The organism is Solwaraspora sp. WMMA2056 (assembly GCF_030345095.1).
In the GTDB taxonomy this organism is placed as follows: Bacteria; Actinomycetota; Actinomycetes; order Mycobacteriales; family Micromonosporaceae; genus Micromonospora_E.
In genome coordinates this window covers 4,291,347-4,311,676 of the sequence record NZ_CP128360.1, presented here as the reverse complement: position 1 = coordinate 4,311,676, position 20,330 = coordinate 4,291,347, and the positions used below count along the sequence as shown (strand labels likewise).

Below are 20,330 nucleotides of genomic sequence, written 5' to 3'. Positions count from 1 at the left end.
CCTCACGGTCGGCTGGTACGGAAGGCGGGCATCACCTCGGCGGCGAACAGCCGCAGCGAGGCACGCAGTTTCCCGGTCGGCATGCCGAGCCACCCGGGGCGGAAGATGACGTGGTCGAAGCCCAGGTCACGCAGGGCGGTGATCCGTTCGATGAGCAGCTCCGGCGAGCCCAGCAGCAGCGTGTTGCGGACCAGTTCGTCGAAGCGGTCCCGCTGCCAGCGCAGCGCCGGGTACTCGGCGTAGGTGGCGTACTCCCGCCGGGCGTGCGGCAGCGCCTCGGCGACAGCCTGCTCGGTGCTCGGCGCGCAGTACAGCTCGACCCCGACCGGGCGCTGCACCGTCGTCGGGTCCCGGCCGTACTCAGCCAGCGCCTCCTCGTAGACGGCCCGATGCTCGGGCAGGAAGCGCCGGCTCGGTGAGTTGCCCGGCGCGTACCAGGCGTCGCCGAGACGGGCGGCCCGGCGGACCGCTTTCCTGCCGCCGGCGCCGATCCAGATCGGCGGTCCGCCCGGCGTCAGCGGCCGGACACCGATGGTCGCGTCGGTCTGCGGGTAGAACTCGCCGTCCTGGGTGACCGGTCGTCCGGTCCACAGCGCGCGGATCAGCCGGATGCTCTCGTCGAAGCGCCGGAACCGGGTCTGCGGGTCGATTCCGAACGCGGCGAGCTCGTTCTCCCGGTAGCCGGCGCCGACGCCGAGGACCACCCGTCCGCCGGAGAGGTGGTCGAGGGTCGCGAACTCCTCCGCGACGTGTACGGGGTGGAACATCGGCAGCAGCAGGATGCCAGTGCCGAGCAGCATGTCGCCGGAGCGCGGAATGAGGCTGGCCAGCATGGAGATCGGCTGCGGGGTGGCCAGGTTCGACTGGAAGTGGTTGATCGTCCACACCGAGTCGTAGCCGAGTTCGGCGGCGAGTTCGACGGTGCCGAACAGGTCGGCGAGGTGCGCGCCGAGGTCGTCGCCGTGCGGATACTGGTGCGAGGCCATGATGCCGAACTTCATCCGGACGCACCCGCCCGCGTCGCGGCCGGTGTGGCCCGGCTGATCTTGCCGGTGGCGCTGCGTTCCAGGGCGGCGACGAACTCGATCCGCCGGGGTGTCTTGAAGTGGGCAAGCCGGTCCCGCGCGTACGCGACCAGACGCTGGGAGAGTTCGCTGTCGGTCACCGTGCGGTCCGGCCTGCGCACCACGAGGGCCACCGGAATCTCGCCGAGCCGGTCGTCCGGCCGGCCGAGCACCCGAACGTCGTCGACCAGCGGATGCCGGCGCAGCTCGTCCTCGATCTCCTCGGGCCAGACCTGGAAACCACCGCATTTGATCATGTCCCGCTTCCGGCCGACCAGGAACAGCACCCCGTCCTCGTCGACGTAGCCGATGTCGCCGGTGTGCACCCAGCCGTCCCGGACCAGCTCGCGGGAGGCGGCGGCGTCGTCGACGTAGCCCCTGGTCAACGCGGAGCGGACCACCACCTCCCCCGGTCGCCCGCCCGGCAGTGCGGCACCGGTCTCGTCCCGGATCTCCAGCTCCACCCCCGGGTAGACCCGCCCGGCGGAGCCGGGCTTCCAGCGGCCGGCCTTCATGTCCCGGCCGGTCCAGCCGGCGATGTGCCCGGCCTCGGTCGATCCGTAGTTGACCAGGATCGGCACCTGGTACCGCTCCTCGAAGGCGCGGCGTAGCGACCACGAGATGGCCTGACCGGCCACCAGGACGGACTTGACCCCGTCGAACGGCAGGTCCCGTTCGGCGTGCACGATGTCGTAGACCATGGTGGGCAGGAGGAAGAAGTTGTCGAACCGGTACCGGTCCATCAGGTCGGCGAGCCGGTCGACGCCGAACCTCTCCCAGACCACCGCCGGACGCCCGACGAAGAACGCGAACAGCAGCGAGTGCTGGCCGCCGCTGTGGAACAGCGGCAGGGCGATGAGGTTCGGCCTGGCGTCCCGCGCGGCGGTGCCTTCGGCGTCGGTACCGGTGGCGACGCGGGCCAGCCGCATGAGCGAGTCGCGGGTGCCGCCGTGGGTGACGCTGACCGCCTTTGGCCGGCCGGTCGTCCCGCCGGTGAACAGCACACAGGCTTCGGCCTGCGGGTCGACGTCGACCGCCGGCACCCGGGCCTGCCGACCCCACGGCAGCGGCTCGACGTCCGGCTCCGCGACGCCGTCGGGCGCGGCGGACGGCTCGCCGACGCGGCGGATCGGGACCCCGGTGCCGGTGCCGATGAGTTCGGTGACCACGTCCGGGCTGCGTCCGTCGACGAGCAGCAACCGGGGGCTGGTCTTGGCCAGCGACTCGGCGAGTTCGGTGGCGTTGTACAGGCTGCTGACGGTGACCGGGACCGCACCGATCTTCCAGCAGCCGAAGAGAAAGAAGACGATGTCCGGGCCGTTGGCCAGGTAGCCGGCGACCCGGTCGCCGGCGCCCACGCCCTCGTCCCGCAGGGCGACTGCCACCCCGCCGGCGAGCAGGTCGATCTCGTCGAACGTCCATGACCGACCGTCCTCGCCGTACAGGCCGACGACGTCGCCGCGGTCGGCACGGCGGCGTTGCAGAACGAGGGCCAGGTTGTCGGCGTCCGGCAGCGTGGTCCCCGGGTCGGTGCTCATCGGGCGACCTCCGGGGCGGATGGCGACGCGACCTCCGAGACGGATGGCGACGCCGGCGGCGACGCGGCGAGGCGGGGGACGACCTCCGCTCCGAAGCGGGCCAACTGCTCCATCGCCTCGGCCTGGCTGGCGCCGACGAACTGGTGCCGCAGCGAGACCTCGGTGATGCCGAGTTCAGCCTCCCAGCGTCGCAGCTTGTCGACGATCTCGTCCGCCGAGCCGACCAGGCAGTCCTGCGCCAGGTACCGGTCGATGTCCAGGGACTGGGCGTCGTCCCAGGATCGGTAACCGGCGTACTGACGCTGCAGGTGTGGTCGGACGGCCGTGACCGCGGCGGCGTAGCTGTCGCCGATGAACGCCTCCCGGCTCATCGGGTACTCACGGTCGAGGGTGAAACCGCGGTCGGCGAGCTCGCCCCGGTAGACGCCGAGCAGCCGGGCGAGCTCCGCGTCGGTGCCCTTGGGGCCGATGAGCCACGGCGCGTCCAGTCGGGCGGCGCGGCGGACCGCCGGCTCGGCGAACGCGCCGATCCACAGCGGCGGGCCGCCGGGCTGCACCGGGCGCAGCGCCAGCGACGCGCCGGGGACCTCGCCCCAGCTGCCGGAGATGTCGATCGTCTCGCCGTTCCACAGCGACCGCAGGATCGGGACGTACTCACGCAGTCGACGCAGCCGGTCGGTCCACTCGACGCCGAACGCGGCGGTCTCCCGCTTGCGGTAACCGGCGCCGATGCCCACGGTCAACCGTCCCCGGCAGAGCACGTCGAGCGAGGCGAGGTCCTCGGCGAGCGCGACCGGATTCAGCAGCGGTGCCAGCAGCACACCGAAGCCGATGCGTACCCGGGTGGTCGCCCGGGCGAGGTAGCCGGCCAGCGGCACGGGCTGGACGAACGCCGACCTGGCGAGGAAGTGGTGGCCGAGGTAGACGGCGTGGAAGCCGGCCGCCTCAGCGGCGGCGGCCTGCTCCAGCACCTGGTCGATGCCGTCTGAGGCGCTGGTCGACGGATCGAACTGGGCGCTGAGGAAACAGCTGACCTTCATCCGATGACCGCCTGGGGGGCGGTGGTCGTCAGCACGTCGTCGGCCCGGTCGTGGCCGTCGGCCGGGCGGGCCGCCTGGTCCGCCGCGCGGAAGTGCGGGATCACCTTGGTGGCGAACTCCTCCATGGACTTCAGTGCGCTCCGCCGGTCGAGCGACGGGATCCGCAGCCAGCCGATGTAGTGGTTGATGCCGAGCTGCTCGCGCAGCATCTCGATGGTCTCGATGACGCGCTGCGCCGAGCCGAAGTTGCCGCCGTGGGTCAGGGTCTGCTCCAGGGTCAGCAGTTCGATGTTCTTGGCGACCGCCGCGTAATAGGACCGCTCCTGCTCGATCGCCTCCTCCGAACCCGGGATCACCTTCCCGACGGATTTGTAGTAGTTCATCGCGGCCGAGGCGGCTTCACGCAGGCCGTCCTCGCCGTCGCCGCACCACACCTGTTGCATGAAGGGCAGTTCGTAGGTGGCGATGTCGAAGCCGTTGGCCTGCATGCTCTGCCGGTAGAGGCTGAAGTTGCGCTGCATGATGCCCAACGGTGTGAAGTTGGGTGAGGTGATGATCGGCTCGCCGATCGCGCCGCGCTCCCGGAAGCTGTCCGGGGAGACCGTGCCCTGCAGGATCGGCGGACCGCCGGGAGTGAACGGCCGGGGGTAGGTCGTGACGTCGTCGAAGTGGTAGATCTCGCCGTGGTAGGAGAACTTCTCCTGGGTCAGCGCCAACCGCAGTACGTCGAGGGTCTCCTGGTAGCGCTGCTTCGACTCGGCCAGGGCGATCCCGAAGCCGGCGAACTCGGCCGGCTGGTAGCCACGGCCGACCCCGATGGTCACCCGACCGCCGCTGAGCACGTCGAGCGCCGCGATGTCCTCGGCCAGCCGCAGCGGGTGGTGCAGTGGAAGCACCAGCACGGCGGTGCCGATCGTGATCCGCTTGGTCCGCTCGGCGACGGCCATGCCGAAGTTGACCGGGCTGCCGAGGATGCCGTACTTCGAGAAGTGGTGCTCGGCCAGCCAGATCGAGTCGAAGCCGAGTTCGTCGGCCAGCTGGATCTCGTCGAGAGTCTCTCGTAGCACCTGATGGTCCGATGCCCCGTCGGCGACCGGGAACAGGTTCATGATTCCGAACTTCACGACCACTCCTCGTTTATTCCGACCAGCCGGTATGTTACCGCCGCGTTGCTGGCACTGCAAGGTCTGCGCAGGTCAGCGCATTAGTACGTGGGTTGTCCCGGGCCCGTCCGGCGCGCCTCGATCCGAAGCGTGCCGGCCCGGTGACGGTGCCACCGGCCACGGCCGGCGCGGGCGTCGAGCACCAACGCCCGACGCAGGAACAGATGCGGATCCGCCTCCATGGTGATGCCCATCCCGCCGTACACCTGGATGGCCCGCTCAGCGGCGAAGACCGCGGCCTTTCCCGCCGCCGCCTTGGCGGCGTGCACCTGGCTCCCGGCGTCCGGTCGACGGTTGTCGACGGCCCAGGCCGCGTAGAGCGTCAGATCCCACGCCGCCTTGCGCGCGGTGGCGGCCTCGGCCAGCTGGAACGCGACCCCCTGGAACGACCCGATCACCCGGCCGAACTGCACCCGGGTACGGGCCTGCTCGGCGGCCAACCCGATCGCGCCCTGCGCGACGCCGCACAATTCGGCGGCGACCACCAGCGTCGCCCGCCACAACCCGGTGCCGACCGGGTCGACCCGCTGCGGTGCGGACAGCGACACGTCCGACAGCGGCACCGACGGGTCGAACGACCGCCGTTCGGTGACCCGAGCCTGCTCGGCGAGCGCGGCAGCATCGGCGACCCAGGTCCCGTCGGGACCGGCGACGACGAACCCGTCCGCCTGGGCGGCGTACGGCACCAGGGTCCGCACCAGCGGATCCGGCACCGACCGGTCCGGCCAGCCGGCCGTGGACGGCACGTCGACCGCCGACGTGAGCACCCGGCGGCCGTCGAGGACCTCGTCGGGCAACGACGCGGTCCGCCCGTCTGCGCCGCAGAGCAGCTGTACGGCGCCCGCGTGGGCCGCGAACCGGCTCGGGACCAGGTACTCGCCGAGCACCTCCACGGCGACGAGCAGGTCGATCAGAGCCGACCCGACCCCGCCGACCGACTCGGGCACGCCGAGCAGCCCGAAGTCGCGCAGCAGCGGCCCGTCGGCGGCGCAGGGCCGCCAACCTGTCGACAGCGCGGCGCGCGCCGCGCCGGCCTGCGCCTTGGCGAGGGCCGCGACGGTTTCGCCGATCTCCTGCTGCTCCTGGGTGAATGTCGCGTGCACGCGGCCACTCCGTTCAACGTGAACGGGGCAGGTCAAGCACCCGCTCCGCGAGGATCGACTTCTGGACTTCCTCCGTGCCGCCCTCGATCGTGTGGGCGCGGGCACGCAGGTAGCGGTGCATCCGGGCGGCGGCCCCGGCGCCGTCGAGAAGCACCCCGCCGGCCTCGTCGAGCTGCACCGCGAGCCGGTTCGCGTTCTGGACCACGCCGGCCCACAGGCTCTTCAACGCCGATGTCTCCGGGCCGGGGACGCCGCCGGCGCGACTCTCCGCCAGCATCCGCATCGACCCGATCCGGACCGCCTCGGCATCGCACTGCAACGCGCCGACCGTGTCGACGAAGGCGCTGTCGTCGGCCAGGCCCCGCGCGATCGCCAGATCGACGACCCGGTCCACTGCCTGGCGGGCCCACACCCACAGGTTCAGCGCCATGCTGCCGCGTTCGAAGGCGAGCGTGGTGAGCGCGACCTTCCAGCCGTTGCCGAGCCCGCCGAGCACGTCGGAGTCGGGGACGAACACGTCGTCGAGGAACATCTCGTTGAACTCGGTGTCCCCATTGATCATCACCAGTGGTCGGACGGTGAACCGGTCCATCGGAGCCAGGAAGTAGGTGATGCCCCGGTGCCGGGCCACCTCGGGGTCGGTCCGCGCCAGCAACAGACACCGGGAGGCGTTGTGCGCGTTGGAGGTCCAGATCTTGGTGCCGTTGATCAGCCAGCCGCCGTCGACCCGGGTCGCGGCCGTCCGCAGACTCGCCAGGTCGGAGCCGGAGCCGGGCTCGCTGAAGCCCTGGCACCAGTACTCCTCGCCGCGCAGGATGCCCGGCAGGTACCGGGCCTGCTGCTCGTCGCTGCCGTGCGCGATGATCGTCGGACCGGCCAGCATCATGCCGACCCCGTTGAGCGGGTACGGCGCGCCCCGGACCGCGGCCTCCTCGTTGAAGATCGCCTGCGCCAACGAGTCCATCCCGCGGCCGCCGTGCTCGACCGGCCAGGACAACCCGGCCCAGTTGCCGGCGCAGAGCCGCTCCTGCCACACCCGTGACCAGTGCTCACGCTCGGTCTGGGACAGCTCCTCCTGATCAGGCACGTCGCGCAGCGCCTGGTCGAGCCAGCTGCCGGCCGCACGCCGGAACGCGAGGTCGCTGTCGCTGTCATCGAAGTCCACGCCGGGCTCCCCTGTCTTCGGGCACCTCACGGGTCGCGGTCACGCCGACACCTCCGGGGCACGGGTGAGCCGCGCCTTGTAGAGCTTGCCGTTGGGGTCGCGGGGCAGCGCCTCGCGGACGACGTACGAATGCGGACGCTTCGGCTTCGCCAGCCGTCCGGCGAGATGGGTACGGATCTGCGCGAGCGCTGCTTCGGCGTCGGGCGCGGTCTCGGTCAGCACGACGTGGGCCTGCGGCACCTCGCCGAACTCCGGATCGGGTACGCCGACGACTCCGGCGTCGGCGATCCAGTCGTGGCCGAGCAACGCGGCCTCGATCTCGGCCGGGTAGACGTTGACCCCACCGACCAGGATCAGTTCGGCGGCCCGGCCGGTGATGTACAGGAAGCCGTCGGCGTCGACGTGGCCGACGTCCCAGACGGTCATCAGGCCGTCGCGACGCGCGCCGTCGGTCTTGCCGGGGTCGTTGTGGTACTCGACCTGGTCGGAGCCCTGACGCATGTACACGATGCCGGTCTGGCCGACCGGCACCTCGTTGCCGGCCTCGTCGAGGATCCGCAGCGTCGAGATGGACGCGGGGCGACCGACCGTTCCCGGGTGGGCGAGCCACTCGTGCGGGCGGGCGATGGTGGTACCGACCTCGGTCGAGCCGTAGTACTCGTAGACCACCGGGCCGAACCAGTCGAGGATGCGCTGCTTGACCTCACGCGGGCACGGCGCGGCGCCGTGCAGGACGTAGCGCAGCGAGGAGACGTCGTAGCTGTCGCGAACCTGTTGGGGCAGTTGCAGCAGCCGGTAGAAGTGGGTCGGCACCATGCTGGTGCCGGTGACCCGCCGGTCGTGGACCCGACGCAGGAAACCCTCCGGCGTCCAGCCGTCCATCAGGACCATAGTTCCGCCGGCGTGCAGGGCACCCATCGCGGGGGTGATGTTCGCGGAGTGGTACAGCGGAGCCGAGACGAGCCAGGACCCGAAGGCGGGACGTTCCATCCCGAACTCCTGGAACAGCCACCGGTAGGTCGACGCGCCGGTGTCGGCGTCGACGCCGGCCAGCGGCCGCTTCACCCCTTTCGGGCGGCCGGTGGTGCCCGAGGTGTACATCATCAGCGAACCGGCCGGGGTCTGCTCCGGGCTCACCGTCGACATGCCGTCGGTGAGCCGCGACAACGGACGGACGCGACCGGTGGTCGGGACTCCGTCGACGTACACCTGGATCCCGGGTACGCCGGCGGCGGCCGCGGCGACGACCGGCTCCACCCGCGCGGAGCAGACGACGACCTTGGCACCGCTGTCGGCGAGGATGTAGGCGATCTCCGGCTCGGTCAGGTGGTAGTTGAGCGTCACCAGGTAGAGCCCCGACTGCATCGCCGCCAGGTAGAGCGCGACCATGCCGGCGCTGTTGGTCATCACCGCCGCGACCGTGTCGCCGGCACGCAGGCCCGCGCGGGTACGCAGGCCGTGCGAGATCCGGTTCACCTCGGCGTACAGCTCGCCGTAGGAGATCTGCCGATCGTCGGCAGTCACGATCGCGCACAGGTCCGGCTCGGCGGCCGCCCAGAGCCGGAAGCCGGTCCGCTCGTCGCTCATCGGACTCCTTGAGTTAAATTCCGACCATCCGGTATGTTGTTGTTTCCACAGTAAGGGAGGCGTCTGACGATGTCCAGACCTGTGAACGACGCGCACGCCGCCAGCTATCACGCCCGTCAGGTCCCGGACCCGACCGAGGTCACCGACGGGATCTGGGCGATCCCGGTCCCGCTGCGCGGCAGCGCACTGCGCTACGTCACCGTCTTCCTGGTCGACACCGGCGACGGCGCGGTCCTCATCGACGCCGGCTACGACCACCCGAGCTGCTGGGAGTCGTTCACCGGATCGGTCGCCGCGATCGGCCGCCGGGTCGAGACGATCTCCACCGTCCTGCTCACCCACAACCACCCGGACCACATCGGCTTCGCCGCCCGGGTCCGGGACCGGTCCGGTGCCCGGCTGGTCATGGGGCAGGCCGACGACTTCGCCACCATGCGCCGGAGCAGGGGTGGCTTCCTCACCCAGCTGCGCACCGCCCTCACGGCGACCGGTGCCCCGCCCGACGTCGTCGAGACGATGTACGCCGACGCGGTCGCGGTCACCGCGCACCACGAGGACCTGCGGATCGACCTGGCCGTGGCCGACGAGACCGAGTTGCGGTTCGGCGACGTGACCATCCGCGCCGTACCGGCCCCGGGCCACACCTACGGGCACACGGTCTACGTCGACACCCGCGGCCTGGTCTTCACCGGCGACACGATGATGCCCGAGGGCCCCACCCAGCTCGCGATCGTCAGCCGCGCCGACGACGACCCGGCGGCGGACCTGTTCCGGACGCTGGAAGGCATCCGCGACCTCGGCGCGACGATTGCCTGCCCGGCCCACCAGTTCCCGTACCGCGACGTCGCGGCCCGCGCCGACGAACTGGCCGCCTTCCACCGTGCCGAGGTCGCCACCGTCGACGCTCTGGCGACCGACGGGCGGGTCACCGCCTGGGACGTCGCCCGGCGGATGCAGTGGCGCAGACCCTGGGACGAACTCGGCCGCGGTACCCAACGGTTCTCCCTCGTCCATGCCCAGGCCCTGCTGCGGCACACGGCGGGCGTCCACCGGTAGTCGTCAGTCGCGTCGCAGCCGGTCATACGTCCAGTCCGGGCGCGCCGACGACCGCAGCTCCCGCAGGCTGCGCTTCAGCACCTTGCCGGACGGATTCGTCGGAAACTCGTCCACGACGTAGATCTCCTTCGGGACCTTGAAGCCGCCGAGTCGCTGCCGGGCATGTGCGATCAGCGACTCGGGCTCCAGGCCGGGCCGGCCGATCACGAACGCCACCGGGACCTCCAGCCACACCGGATGCGGTGCCGCCACCACCGACGCGGCCAGCACCAGCGGGTGGTCGGCCAGCACGTTCTCGATCTCGGCGCTGGACATGTTCTCCCCACCGCTGCGGATCATGTCCTTGAGCCGGTCCCGGATGTACAGGTAGCCGTCGGCGTCGAAGCGACCGATGTCGCCGGTGTGGAACCACCCGTCGCGCCAGGCCGCCCGGGTCGCCTGCGGATCGTCGAGGTAGCCGGGGCTCACCTTCGGGCCGCGTGCGATCACCTCCCCGTCGTCGCCGACCAGCACGTCGTTGCCGTCCGCGTCGACCACCCGTACCTGGACCCACGGCACGGGCAGGCCGACCGACCCCTGCTTGGACCGCATGTGCGCCTCGTCCAGGTACGTCAGGGCGCTGCACGTCTCGGTGAGACCGTAGCCCTCGATCAGCCGGGCGTCCGGGAAGAGCTCCCGCGCCACGGCGAACAACGCCGACGTGACCTGTGAATAGATGACCCACCGCACCGAGGTCAGATCGGCGGCGGCGACGTCGACCGCGCGGCGGACCATGTCGAGCATCGTCGCCGCCATCACCATGCCGGTGATCCGCTCGGTCTCGATCGTCCGCAGCACCGCCGCCGGTTCGAACCGCCGGTGCAGCACCATCGTGCCGCCGACATGCCAGATGCCGAAGCCCGGCAGGTCGGTGCCGCCGACGTGGTACAGCGGTGCGAAGTTGAGGATCCGGTCGCTCGGCCGCAGCCCGAGCTCGACGATCTGGGCGTGCATGTTCATGTTCACGTTGCCGTGGGTGAGCAGCACTCCCTTGGGCAGCCCGGTCGTACCGGAGGTGTAGACGATCCGGTGCAGGGCCGCCTCGTCGAGATCGGCGTCGGCGACCCGGGCACCCCGGTGGGTCCAGATCAGCGCGCGCACGTCTACCCAGCCGTCGTCGTCGATCGGCTCCAGCGCGAACCGGCGCACGTCGGCCACGGGCTCACTCGATCCGGCGTCGGTCAACGCCGCGTCGGTCAACGCCGCGTCGGTCAACGCCGCGTCGGTCAACGCGGCGAACTCCGGGACCGTCGCGACCGCCTGGACCCGCGCGTGCCGCAGCAACTGGGCCAGCTCCCCCGCGGTGAGCCGGTAGTTCAGTGGCACGAAGACCGCACCGAGCTTCGACAACGCCAGCGACAACAGCAGGAACTCGGGCACGTTGTTCGAGATGATCGCCACCCGGGCGTCGCGGCGGATCCCCTCGGCCGTCAGACCTGCGGCCAGGGCCTCGACGTCGGCGGCGAGCTGGCGGTGGGTCCACCGCCGGCCCTCGAAGACCAGCGCGTCGGCGTCGGCGAAACGCCGGGCGTTGCCGGCCAGCATCGCGGCGACGTTCGCCGTACTCATCCGGTCACCGCCGCCTCGCGCAGCTGCTTCTTGAGCACCTTGCCGGAGTCGTTGCGCGGCAGCGACGTCACGATCTGGACATACTTCGGCACCTTGTACCGGGCCAGTTCGGCCCGGCAGTGTTCGCGGATCCCCTCCGCCGTGGTGGTCGCCTCGGCGCGCAGGATCACGTACGCCTTCGGGACCTCGTCCCAGGTCGGGTCCGGCACCCCGACGACGGCGACCTCGCTGACGTCGGGATGCCCGGCGATGACCCGTTCGACCTCGGCGCTGGCGATGTTCTCCCCACCGGACTTGATCAGGTCGGCGCGGCGGTCGACGAACCACAGGTAGCCGTCGGCGTCGATCCGCCCGACGTCGCCGGTCAGGAACCAACCGTCCCGGCGGGTACGCCGGTTCGCCTCGTCGTCGTTCCAGTAACCGGGCGAGATCTTCTCGCCCCGGACGATGATCTCCCCCTCCACACCGGGCGGCACCGGCTGGAAATGTTCGTCGACGATCCGGATGTGCACCCCGGGGAACGGCGCGCCGAGCGCGCCGACCTTGCTCTGTTCGTGGGCGGCGTCCAGGTAGCAGACGCCGTTGCACAGCTCGGTCATGCCGAAGGTGTCCACCAGCCGTACGTGCGGCAGCCGGCGTTTCACCTCACGCCGGACGCTGGGCGCGACCCCGGCGAAGAGCAGGTAACGCAACGACGCCAGGTCCGACTGGTCGTCGCGGTCGAGCAGCCCGAAGAGGATCTGCGCCGCCAGGACCATGCCGGTGATCCGCTCCCGGGCCACGGTCCGGGCGATGTCGGCGGCCTTGAACGTCGGGGTCAGCACCATCGTCGCGCCGGCCACGAACGTCGCCAGGCCCGGCGCCTCCAGGCCGCTGACATGGAACAACGGTGCCGAGACGAGGATCCGGTCGGCTGCGGTGAGCTCCAGTTCGAGCACCTGCGCCAGATGGTTCGCCGTCAGGTTGCCGCAGGTGTGGATGACGCCCTTCGGGCGTGCGGTGGTGCCGGAGGTGTAGAGCAGCCGGTGCACGTCGGCGGCGGTCTTCTCCGCGTCCGGGACCCGTACGCCGGCCGGCTGCGCGGCGAGCAGGTCGACCAGCCGGCGGGCGTCGGCGACGACCCGGGCGCCGTTGGCCACCGCGGTCCGCAGGCCGGTCGTGGCCAGCAGGGTGGCGGCGGCGTCGGCGAAGTCGTCGTCGTAGATCAGCCCGGTGACACCGGCCTGGTCGAGGACGTACGCCTGCTCGTGGGGGTGCAGCCGCCAGTTCAGCGGAACCGAGACCGCACCGAGGCGGCTCAGCGCCAGCAGCTCGATGACGTAGGTGGCGCTGTTGCGGCCGAGCACCCCGACCAGGTCACCGTCGGCGACGCCGGCGTCGCGCAGTGCCGCCGCGTGCCGGTCGACGTCGGCGTCCAGTTCGGCGTACGTCCAGCGGGCGTCGGAATCGACCAGCGCCTCCCGGTCGGCGCGACGCAGCGCCTGCCGGCGCAGCGTCTCGGCGAAGTTGCTGGTCGCCATCAGCTGCCGCCCTCCCGCCGCCGGGCCAGGATCTCCTCCCGCGACGGCAGCGCCACGAACTCCAGCAGGTTGCCGTCGAGGTCACGGGCCGCGAACGCGGTGATCGGCCCGTAGTTGTCGAGCAGGACCTGGTTCGGCGGGCTCAGGCACTGCGCACCCAGCTCGACCAGCCGGGCGTACAGCTCGTCCATCTCCGCCAGCGGCACCGCGAAACTGAGCAGGAAGGTGCCCAGTTCCAGATGCCCGCCGGTCGCCGTCCGGGTCGCGGTGCCGTTCCACTCGATGAGCTCGAGCTGGCCGATCTGGCTCGGTCCCTGCAGGTACTGGACCCGGCCGGTGGTGCCGGCGGGCAGGCCCAGCGACACCTCGATGCCGGGTCCGGCGACGTCGGCCCGCAGGGTCCGGCGGTAGCCCAGTGCCTTCTCGTAGAAGTCCGCGGCGCGGTCGACGTCGGAGACGGTCACGGCCACGTGGTGTACCTCGCTCACCGGCATGGTGGCTCCCTTCTTGACGCGGCTCAGGCGGTTGGACCGGCGGGTCCGGACAGGGCCCGCTGGATCAGCGCGACCTCGTCGGCGCCGCTGTCGGGGACGATGAAGTCGTCGAGCCGGCAGATCTCGTCGATCGACGCGCTGATGTCGTCCGGCGAGACCGGCTCGGCACCGCCGTACCAACCAGGGGTGACGCCGAGGAAGATCCGCCCGACCCGGCCGCCGCCGACGGTGAGGATGTGCCGGTTGAGCTGGCACTGCCCGGAGGCGAGGTAGGTCGCCACCGCGGCGACGTGCCGGGGGTCGAACCGGTCGGCCAGCTCACCGAGAAGGTTCTCGGTCATCCGGGTCGCGGCGGTCGGTGCGATCGCGTTCACCAGGATGCCCCGGCGGGCTCCTTCCAGCGCGAGCACGTTCATCAGCCCGATCAGGCCGGCCTTGGCGGCCCCGTAGTTGGCCTGGCCGAAGTTGCCGAACAGCCCGGACGACGAGCTGGTCAGCACGATCCGCCCGTACCCCCGCTCGGCCATCTGCCGCCACGCGGGCCGCAGCACGTGGAACGCCCCGACGAGGTGCACGTCGAGGACGGCGCTGACGTCCTCCTCGCGCATCTTGGCCAGCGTGGCGTCCCGCAGGATGCCGGCATTGTGGATCACCGCGTCGATCCGCCCGTACTCGTCGACGGCCCGTGCGACGAGGTCGGCCCCGCCGGCAGCGGTGGCGACCGAGTCGGTCGACGCGACCGCGACACCACCGACGGCACGGATCTCGTCGACCACCCGCTGCGCCGCACCGGAGGAACCCGAACCGTCCACCGCCCCGCCGAGGTCGTTGACGACGACGCGGGCACCGCGTTCGGCCAGCAGCAGGGCGTGCGCCCGGCCGATCCCGTTGCCGGCGCCGGTGACGATCACGACCTGCCCGTCGAGACGCACCTCGGCGCTCACCGCTGGCTCCCCAGCACCGCGACGAACGCCACACAGGAACCGGGCTGCCCACCGAGGTTCTGTGCGAGGGCCAACCGGGCGTCGGGCACCTGCCGGGCACCGGCCTCACCCCGCAGCTGGGTGAAACACTCGAACATCATCCGCAGCCCGGTGGCGCCGATCGGGTGGCCGAACGATTTGAGCCCGCCGTCGGTGTTGACCGGCAACGCGCCGCCCAGGTCGTACCGGCCGTCGAGAATGTCCCGCCAGGCCTTGCCGCGTTCGGAGAAGCCCAGGTCCTCCATCAGCACCACCTCGGTCGGGGTGAAACAGTCGTGCACCTCGGCCAGCGAGATCTGCGTCGCCGGGTCGGTGACACCTGCCTGGTCGTAGGCCTGTCGCGCCGCCTGCACCACCTCAGGGAAGGTGGTGAAGTCGTAGCCGTCGGTGGCGAGCCCGGCCCCCGAGCCGGCGACGAACCCCATCCCCCGCAGGAACACCGGCTTGTCGGTGTACCGGTAGGCGTCCTCGGCGCGGACCAGGATCGCGGCGGCGGCCCCGTCGGAGACGCCCGAGCAGTCCAGGACGCCGAGCTGACCGGCGACACGTGGTGCGTTCTCGACGGCCTCGGCGGAGACCGCCTTACGGAACTGGGCGCGTTCGTTCAACACACCGTTCGCGTGGTTCTTCGTCGCGACCCTGGTGAGCGCGTCGCGCATGTCCCGCGCCCCGACGCCGTACGCCTGCTGGTAGGCGGGCGCGAGCAGGGAGAACCCGGCGGGCGCGGTCCAGTCGACGTCGGTGCCGTCGGCAGGTGGGTAGGCGGCGGCCAGACCGGAGTACGACGAGTCCTTCAGCTTCTCGACGCCGGTCGCCATCACCATGTCGTACGCCCCGGAGGCGACCGCGAACGCCGCGTTGCGCAGCGACTCCGAGCCGGTGGCGCAGTAGTTCTCCACCCGGGTGACCGGCTTGCCGACCAGCCGCAGCGGCCGGGCCAACGTCTGCCCGGACATGCCGGAACCCTGGGTGCCGACCCAGAACGCGTCGACGTCGTCGAGCGTGGCACCGGGCAGCGCGCCGACACATTCCTGCACCGCGTCGACCAGCAGGTCGTCGGCGGAACGGTGCCAGTGGTCGCGGAACGGGGTGCAGCCCATCGCGACGATCGCGACGTCGTGGGCCATACGTCTGCTGGCCATCAGTGCTGTCCTTCCACGGGCGGGTCCGGCACCGGAACCGGCCGGAGTTTCCAGAAGTAGTTGTGGATCGAGTCGGTGGTCCACAGTCGCCGGAAGGTGGGCGTCATCGGCATGCCCACCGTCACGTCGTCCGGCGCGACATCGGTCGCGTACGTGGTCAACCGGCCGCCGCCGTCGACGTCGGCGACGACGATCACGACCTCCGGCTCCGGCATGGTGGTCAGATGGTCCCTGGTGGCGGAGACGACCCGGGCGACCTTGTCCCGCAGCGAGACCTTCGCGGTGGGCTGCCCCGTCGACGCGGTTCCGCAGGACGCGCAGACCCGCCCCGGCGGGCTGGTGAGGTTCCCGCAGGCGTCACACCGACTGGCCTCGAGCCGGTACTTCCAGCCGGCGCGCCGGAACATCGCCGGGGAGGCCGGTGCCGGGGACGCGGGCCGCGCGGGGCCCTGCACGTCCAGCAGCCCGCGCCAGCGCAGGTAGCGGCCGTAGCCGACGGGCCGACGGGCGGCCAACTGGTCGCGGACGGAGCGCCCGGCCCGCGCCGACCGCACCCCCGCACCGGCCCGCCAGACGAACGCGTCCGCGCCTTCGGTGGCTGACAGCAGCAGAATCGTCCGGCCCGGCTGCGACTCGTCGAGCGCGGCGGCAAGCAGCAGGGCGGGATGGGCGGCACCGGTGAACCCGGTGGCCCGTTCGACCCGTACGTCGACCCCGGAACCGCGCAGTGCCCGCCGCAGCGCCGCGGCGGCCCGGGCGTTCGACGAGGAGACGACGACCTCGTCGACGGTGTCCAGGGACGCGGCGGCCATGGCCCGCCGGGCGGTGTCGAGGCCCGCGGTCACCAGGACGTCAGCGGTGAACCGTTCGTCCCAGACCCGGTCGTGACGTTCCCCGGGCAGTCGCCACCGTTCCAGGATCTCGGTGGTGTGTCCGGCGCGGGCGAGCAGCGCGGCGGCGCGGGTACCGCCGCCGACGAACGCCGCAGCGGCGTCGCCCTGGGCCAGCTCGTCGGGTGCCCCGGGCCGGGTGGTCCGCAGGTCGGCCAGCACCGCCGCCGCACCGGACCGGACGACGAGGTCGACAGCGGTCGCGCCGCAGCGGTGACCACGCAGGTCGACCGCGCCGACGGCCGGATCGAGCCCGAGCGCGGCATGCACCACCCCGGCCGAGGTCTTCGCCTCGTACGGTGCGCTGGTGGTCCCGAACAGCACCTGGCCGCGGACCGGATGGTCGACGGCGACGGAGCGCAACGCCTCGACGGCCATGGTGACGGCGTCCTCGTCGAAGGCGGCGACGCCGCGTACCGGGCCACCGGGTCGCGGCGGGTCGGCCGTGTCGAGTCTGTTGTCGTGCAGGGCGTACGCCGGCAGGTGTACCGCGTACCCGTCGACACCGGGCTGGTCAGGCATGTCGCGGTTCTCCTTCAGCTCCACGAGGGGATGGCGGCGAGCAGTCGCCGCGTGTAGTCCTGTTGCGGCTGCTCCAGCACCTGCAGGGCGGCACCCTGTTCGACGACCCGTCCGCCGCTCATCACCGCGATCCGGTCACAGATGTCGCTGGCGAGCATCAGGTCGTGGGTGACGAAGAGCAGGCCGATGCCGAGTTCGTCGACCAGGGTGCGGAACAGGCTGACCACCTTGGTCTGGGTCGTGACGTCGAGGGCGGTGGTGCATTCGTCGGCGATCACCAGCGAGGGACGGGTCACGACGGCCAGCCCGATGGCGACCCGTTGCCGCAGTCCACCGGAGAGCTGGTGCGGGTAGCTGTTCAGCACCCGGGCCGGGTCACTGATGCGCATCTGTCCCAGGACCTCCACCGAACGCCGCTCGACCTCCGCCCGGCTGATGCCCGTCACGTGCCGGCGCAGCACCTCCGCGAGCTGGGTGCGGACCTTCATCAGCGGGTTCAGCGAGCGTGACGCGTCCTGGAAGACCATGCCGACGGCACGGCCACGCACCCGGTCGGTCCGGTCGACCCCGGGTGCCACGACCACCTCGCCGGCGAGGGTGACAGCGCCGTCCTTCACCTGGACGTTGCGCTCGAGCAACCCGACGACGGTGCGGGCGAGGGTGGTCTTGCCGCTACCGGATTCGCCGACGACGCCGACGATCTGGCCACGCCCGACGTCGAGGTGCACGTCGTCGAGCAGCAGCAGGTCGTCGCCGGTCAGGCGGGCGGCGACGGTCAGGCCCGCGACGGTCAGCAGCGCGGTCATCGGTGCCTCTTCCGTGGGTCGTGGTGGGTGAGCAGCGCGTCGCCCAACAGGTTGACCAGCAGCACCAGCAGAGTGATGGCGAGGCCGGGGAACAGCGCGATCCACCAGGCCTGGCTGAGCTCATCCTGACCGGAGGCGAGCATCGAGCCCCAGCTGACACTCGGCGGTGGCACACCCAGGCCGAGAAAGCTCAACGCGCTCTCGACCAGGATCGCCGTACCGATCTGGAGGGTGCCGAGCGCGACGACCGTTCCGGCGAGGTTGGGCAGGACGTGCCGCGCGACGATCCGCGTCTCCGACGCTCCGGCCGCCCGCAGTCCGGTCACGAACTGCCGTTCCCGGATCGCCAGGGTCGCCGAGCGGGTGACCCGGGCGCAGACGGCCCAGCCGGTCAGCGCCAGCACCAGGAACAGCACCGGCAGGGAGCTGCCCCGGTTCGAGATGATCGCGAGCGCGACCAGGATGAACGGCAGCGCCAACTGGGCGTCGATGAGCACCGAGATGACCCGGTCGACCCAGCCACGGAAGTAGCCGGCCAGCATGCCGAGCAGGGTGCCGGGGCCGATCGCGACCAGGGCGCCGACCAGGCCGATCAGGATGGTCAGCCGGCCTGCGGAGACAAACTGGGTGAGTACGTCCTGGCCGAGCTTGTCGGTGCCCAGCGGGTGAGCCCAGGAGCCGCCGTCGAGGAAGGCGGGCGGCCGTCGGGTCGCGGCCAGATCCTGCCCGGTCTCCGGCAGCAGTCCGGTCAGTGGCAGCACCAGGACCAGGCCGGCGACCACCACCAGCGGCAGGGAGAGCCAGAACACCGAGGTCCGGGCACGCCGTACCGGGCGTCGGGGCGCTTGCGTCGTCGGCGCCGGGTGGAGATCTGATCTGCTCATGGCCGTCACCTCACCCTCGGGTCGACCGCGGAATGGATCACGTCGACGACCAGGTTCAGCAGGACGAACGTCAGGGCACCGAAGACGACGATCGCCTGGACGAGCGGAAAGTCACGGAACTGGATGGCCTGCAGCGCGAGCTGACCGAGACCTGGCCAGGAGTAGACGTACTCGATCGCGACCGCGCCGGAGAGCAGGATGCCGGTCTGCAGTACGACGATGGTCAGGATCGGCATCATTGCGTTCTTGAACGCGTGCCGCCAGACGACCTGTCGCCCGCGCAGTCCTCGGGCCCGGGCGGAGTCGATGTACGGCTCGGCCAGCGCCTCAGCCATCGACGCCCGGGTGAGCCGGGCGATCTGCGCCATCGGGTACACCGACATGGTGACGGCGGGCAGGATCAGATGTCGTGCGGTGCCGGACTGGCCGGCGGGCAACCAGCCAAGGTTGACGGCGAACAGCGCCACCAGCATCATGCCGAACCAGAAGACGGGCACCGACTGGCCGAGCAGGGCGAGGGTCGACGCGGCGCGGTCCCACCAGGTGCCCTCCCGGGTCGCGGCCAGCACTCCGAGCGGCACGCCGACGAGTACGGCGAGCGCCATCCCGGCGGCGACCAGTTGCAGGGTGAACGGCAACCGGTCGGCGATCAGCGTGGTGTTTGCCTGATAGAACTGCAGCGACTGACCGAGGTCACCGGTGAGGATGCCCTTGAGGTAGTCGAGGTACTGCACGGCCAGCGGCAGGTCGAGACCGAGTTCGTGGCGCAGTGCGTCACGCTGCTCCGGGGTGGCCATCGGGCCGAGAATGGCAACGGTCGGATCGCCGGAGAGCCGGCCGAGTGCGAAGGCCAGGCTGAGCGCGATGAGCAGCGAGGCGAGCAGTGACGCGAGCCGGCTGCCGACGCGCCGTACCGTGGTGGTCTTCATCGGCGGGACCTCCAGCGCGCGCCGGGCATCGCGGCGAGCAGTTCGCGCGTGTAGTCGTGCTCCGGGGTGACGAAGACCTTCTCGCAGGGCCCGGACTCGACGACACGGCCGTGGCACATGACGTGCACAAGATCGCAGACGGACCGGACGACGGCGAGATCGTGGCTGATCATCAACAGTGCCGCGCCGGTGCTGCGGCGGATCTCGGTCAGCAGCTCCAGCACGTCGGCCTGCACCGAGACGTCGAGACCGGAGGTCGGCTCGTCGGCGACGATCAGCCGTGGCCGCATGAGTAGCGCCCGTGCGATGCAGACCCGCTGGGCCTGGCCACCGGAGAGCTGGTGCGGGAAGCGGTCCAGGATCTGCGGCGCGAGCCGGACCCGGTCGAGCAGGTCGGTGTCGCTGATCCAGGAGGTGCGCGCCGGTTGCAGCCCGCGGAGTTCCCGTAGCCCGGAGCGCACCGACTGCCGGGGGTCGAGCGACCCGTGCGGATCCTGGAACACCACCTGCACCTCGGGTCGCAGCCGCCGCAGCTGCGCCCGACCGGTCGAGGAGAGTTCGTGCCCGAGGAGTCTGATGGTCCCGACGCCACGGGCGCCCAGCCCGGTCGCCGCCATCGCGAGGGTCGTCTTGCCGGATCCCGACTCGCCGACGACGGCGACGCTCTCGCCCGCGCCGATCCGCAACGACACACCGTCGACGGCGCGCAGGGCCGTCCCCGTGCGGCGGTCGCGGTGTTCGACCACCAGGTCGTCGACCACCAGTACGGCGGTGTCGGTGTCCGGGGTGCGGGAGTGCCGGTCACCCGGCACCCCCGCCTGCACTACCTCGGCCAT

Annotated in this window: 18 protein-coding genes; 1 reads left to right on the top strand and 17 read right to left on the bottom strand. The window is 71.3% G+C overall.

Features of this window, described 5'->3' with window-relative positions:
- Nucleotides 1–2: 2 nt before the first annotated feature.
- From O7608_RS19515 to O7608_RS19485, 7 genes are all read right to left on the bottom strand, one after another.
- Nucleotides 3–1,001, bottom strand: a complete 999-nt coding sequence (locus O7608_RS19515) for an LLM class flavin-dependent oxidoreductase (RefSeq protein ID WP_289205965.1) — start codon at nucleotides 999–1,001, stop codon at nucleotides 3–5.
- The gene (locus O7608_RS19510; protein ID WP_289205964.1) at nucleotides 998–2,602 is read right to left on the bottom strand and encodes a class I adenylate-forming enzyme family protein; all 1,605 of its coding nucleotides are present in this window, start codon (nucleotides 2,600–2,602) and stop codon (nucleotides 998–1,000) included. Before O7608_RS19510 ends, O7608_RS19515 begins: the two co-directional genes overlap by 4 nt.
- Entirely contained in the window at nucleotides 2,599–3,642 is a 1,044-nt protein-coding gene (locus O7608_RS19505) for an LLM class flavin-dependent oxidoreductase (RefSeq protein WP_289205963.1), read from the bottom strand. Before O7608_RS19505 ends, O7608_RS19510 begins: the two co-directional genes overlap by 4 nt.
- Nucleotides 3,639–4,766: an LLM class flavin-dependent oxidoreductase gene (locus O7608_RS19500; RefSeq protein ID WP_289205962.1), complete on the bottom strand. Its 1,128-nt coding sequence runs from the start codon at nucleotides 4,764–4,766 to the stop codon at nucleotides 3,639–3,641. The genes O7608_RS19505 and O7608_RS19500 overlap by 4 nt, the downstream gene beginning before the upstream one ends.
- Nucleotides 4,767–4,846: 80 nt before the next feature.
- Nucleotides 4,847–5,908, bottom strand: a complete 1,062-nt coding sequence (locus tag O7608_RS19495; protein ID WP_289205961.1) for an acyl-CoA dehydrogenase family protein — start codon at nucleotides 5,906–5,908, stop codon at nucleotides 4,847–4,849.
- A 13-nt stretch (nucleotides 5,909–5,921) separates the two neighbouring features.
- On the bottom strand, nucleotides 5,922–7,073 hold the full coding sequence (locus O7608_RS19490) for an acyl-CoA dehydrogenase family protein (RefSeq protein WP_289205960.1): 1,152 nt from the start codon (nucleotides 7,071–7,073) through the stop codon (nucleotides 5,922–5,924).
- 39 nt (nucleotides 7,074–7,112) lie between these two features.
- Nucleotides 7,113–8,660 (bottom strand): AMP-binding protein, encoded by a 1,548-nt coding sequence (locus O7608_RS19485; RefSeq protein WP_289205959.1) that lies wholly within the window; start codon nucleotides 8,658–8,660, stop codon nucleotides 7,113–7,115.
- A gap of 69 nt (nucleotides 8,661–8,729) precedes the next feature.
- On the opposite strand from O7608_RS19485, the gene O7608_RS19480 reads away from it, so the two are divergent.
- Nucleotides 8,730–9,716 (top strand): MBL fold metallo-hydrolase, encoded by a 987-nt coding sequence (locus tag O7608_RS19480; RefSeq protein ID WP_289205958.1) that lies wholly within the window; start codon nucleotides 8,730–8,732, stop codon nucleotides 9,714–9,716.
- A 3-nt stretch (nucleotides 9,717–9,719) separates the two neighbouring features.
- On the opposite strand, the gene O7608_RS19475 is transcribed toward O7608_RS19480, so the two are convergent.
- From O7608_RS19475 to O7608_RS19430, 10 genes are read right to left on the bottom strand one after another with little or no spacing between them, the layout of a single operon-like run.
- Complete coding sequence (locus O7608_RS19475; protein ID WP_289205957.1) at nucleotides 9,720–11,324, bottom strand: class I adenylate-forming enzyme family protein; 1,605 nt, start codon at nucleotides 11,322–11,324, stop codon at nucleotides 9,720–9,722.
- Nucleotides 11,321–12,844 (bottom strand): class I adenylate-forming enzyme family protein, encoded by a 1,524-nt coding sequence (locus O7608_RS19470; protein ID WP_289205956.1) that lies wholly within the window; start codon nucleotides 12,842–12,844, stop codon nucleotides 11,321–11,323. The genes O7608_RS19475 and O7608_RS19470 overlap by 4 nt, the downstream gene beginning before the upstream one ends.
- Nucleotides 12,844–13,332, bottom strand: coding sequence for a VOC family protein (locus tag O7608_RS19465; protein ID WP_289205955.1), 489 nt, complete (start codon nucleotides 13,330–13,332; stop codon nucleotides 12,844–12,846). Before O7608_RS19465 ends, O7608_RS19470 begins: the two co-directional genes overlap by 1 nt.
- Before the next feature lie 29 nt (nucleotides 13,333–13,361).
- Complete coding sequence (locus tag O7608_RS19460; RefSeq protein ID WP_289205954.1) at nucleotides 13,362–14,282, bottom strand: SDR family NAD(P)-dependent oxidoreductase; 921 nt, start codon at nucleotides 14,280–14,282, stop codon at nucleotides 13,362–13,364.
- Nucleotides 14,279–15,463, bottom strand: coding sequence for an acetyl-CoA acetyltransferase (locus O7608_RS19455; protein WP_289205953.1), 1,185 nt, complete (start codon nucleotides 15,461–15,463; stop codon nucleotides 14,279–14,281). Before O7608_RS19455 ends, O7608_RS19460 begins: the two co-directional genes overlap by 4 nt.
- Nucleotides 15,463–16,875, bottom strand: a complete 1,413-nt coding sequence (locus O7608_RS19450) for a hypothetical protein (RefSeq protein WP_289205952.1) — start codon at nucleotides 16,873–16,875, stop codon at nucleotides 15,463–15,465. Before O7608_RS19450 ends, O7608_RS19455 begins: the two co-directional genes overlap by 1 nt.
- 14 nt (nucleotides 16,876–16,889) lie before the next feature.
- Nucleotides 16,890–17,681, bottom strand: a complete 792-nt coding sequence (locus O7608_RS19445; RefSeq protein ID WP_289205951.1) for an ABC transporter ATP-binding protein — start codon at nucleotides 17,679–17,681, stop codon at nucleotides 16,890–16,892.
- Nucleotides 17,678–18,565, bottom strand: coding sequence for an ABC transporter permease (locus O7608_RS19440; protein ID WP_289205950.1), 888 nt, complete (start codon nucleotides 18,563–18,565; stop codon nucleotides 17,678–17,680). Before O7608_RS19440 ends, O7608_RS19445 begins: the two co-directional genes overlap by 4 nt.
- A 5-nt stretch (nucleotides 18,566–18,570) precedes the next feature.
- Entirely contained in the window at nucleotides 18,571–19,494 is a 924-nt protein-coding gene (locus tag O7608_RS19435) for an ABC transporter permease (RefSeq protein WP_289205949.1), read from the bottom strand.
- Nucleotides 19,491–20,330: an ABC transporter ATP-binding protein gene (locus O7608_RS19430; RefSeq protein ID WP_289205948.1), complete on the bottom strand. Its 840-nt coding sequence runs from the start codon at nucleotides 20,328–20,330 to the stop codon at nucleotides 19,491–19,493. The genes O7608_RS19435 and O7608_RS19430 overlap by 4 nt, the downstream gene beginning before the upstream one ends.

Bases quoted from the DNA above. Each gene is read 5' to 3' on its own strand.
- O7608_RS19435 (WP_289205949.1), bottom strand. From the start codon at position 19,494: ATGAAGACCACCACGGTACGGCGCGTCGGCAGCCGGCTCGCGTCACTG.
- O7608_RS19485 (WP_289205959.1), bottom strand. From the start codon at position 8,660: ATGAGCGACGAGCGGACCGGCTTCCGGCTCTGGGCGGCCGCCGAGCCG.
- O7608_RS19510 (WP_289205964.1), bottom strand. From the start codon at position 2,602: ATGAGCACCGACCCGGGGACCACGCTGCCGGACGCCGACAACCTGGCC.
- O7608_RS19440 (WP_289205950.1), bottom strand. From the start codon at position 18,565: ATGAGCAGATCAGATCTCCACCCGGCGCCGACGACGCAAGCGCCCCGA.
- O7608_RS19475 (WP_289205957.1), bottom strand. From the start codon at position 11,324: ATGAGTACGGCGAACGTCGCCGCGATGCTGGCCGGCAACGCCCGGCGT.
- O7608_RS19515 (WP_289205965.1), bottom strand. From the start codon at position 1,001: ATGAAGTTCGGCATCATGGCCTCGCACCAGTATCCGCACGGCGACGAC.
- O7608_RS19455 (WP_289205953.1), bottom strand. From the start codon at position 15,463: ATGGCCAGCAGACGTATGGCCCACGACGTCGCGATCGTCGCGATGGGC.
- O7608_RS19480 (WP_289205958.1), top strand. From the start codon at position 8,730: ATGTCCAGACCTGTGAACGACGCGCACGCCGCCAGCTATCACGCCCGT.
- O7608_RS19445 (WP_289205951.1), bottom strand. From the start codon at position 17,681: ATGACCGCGCTGCTGACCGTCGCGGGCCTGACCGTCGCCGCCCGCCTG.
- O7608_RS19450 (WP_289205952.1), bottom strand. From the start codon at position 16,875: ATGCCTGACCAGCCCGGTGTCGACGGGTACGCGGTACACCTGCCGGCG.
- O7608_RS19505 (WP_289205963.1), bottom strand. From the start codon at position 3,642: ATGAAGGTCAGCTGTTTCCTCAGCGCCCAGTTCGATCCGTCGACCAGC.
- O7608_RS19470 (WP_289205956.1), bottom strand. From the start codon at position 12,844: ATGGCGACCAGCAACTTCGCCGAGACGCTGCGCCGGCAGGCGCTGCGT.
- O7608_RS19430 (WP_289205948.1), bottom strand. From the start codon at position 20,330: ATGGCCGAGGTAGTGCAGGCGGGGGTGCCGGGTGACCGGCACTCCCGC.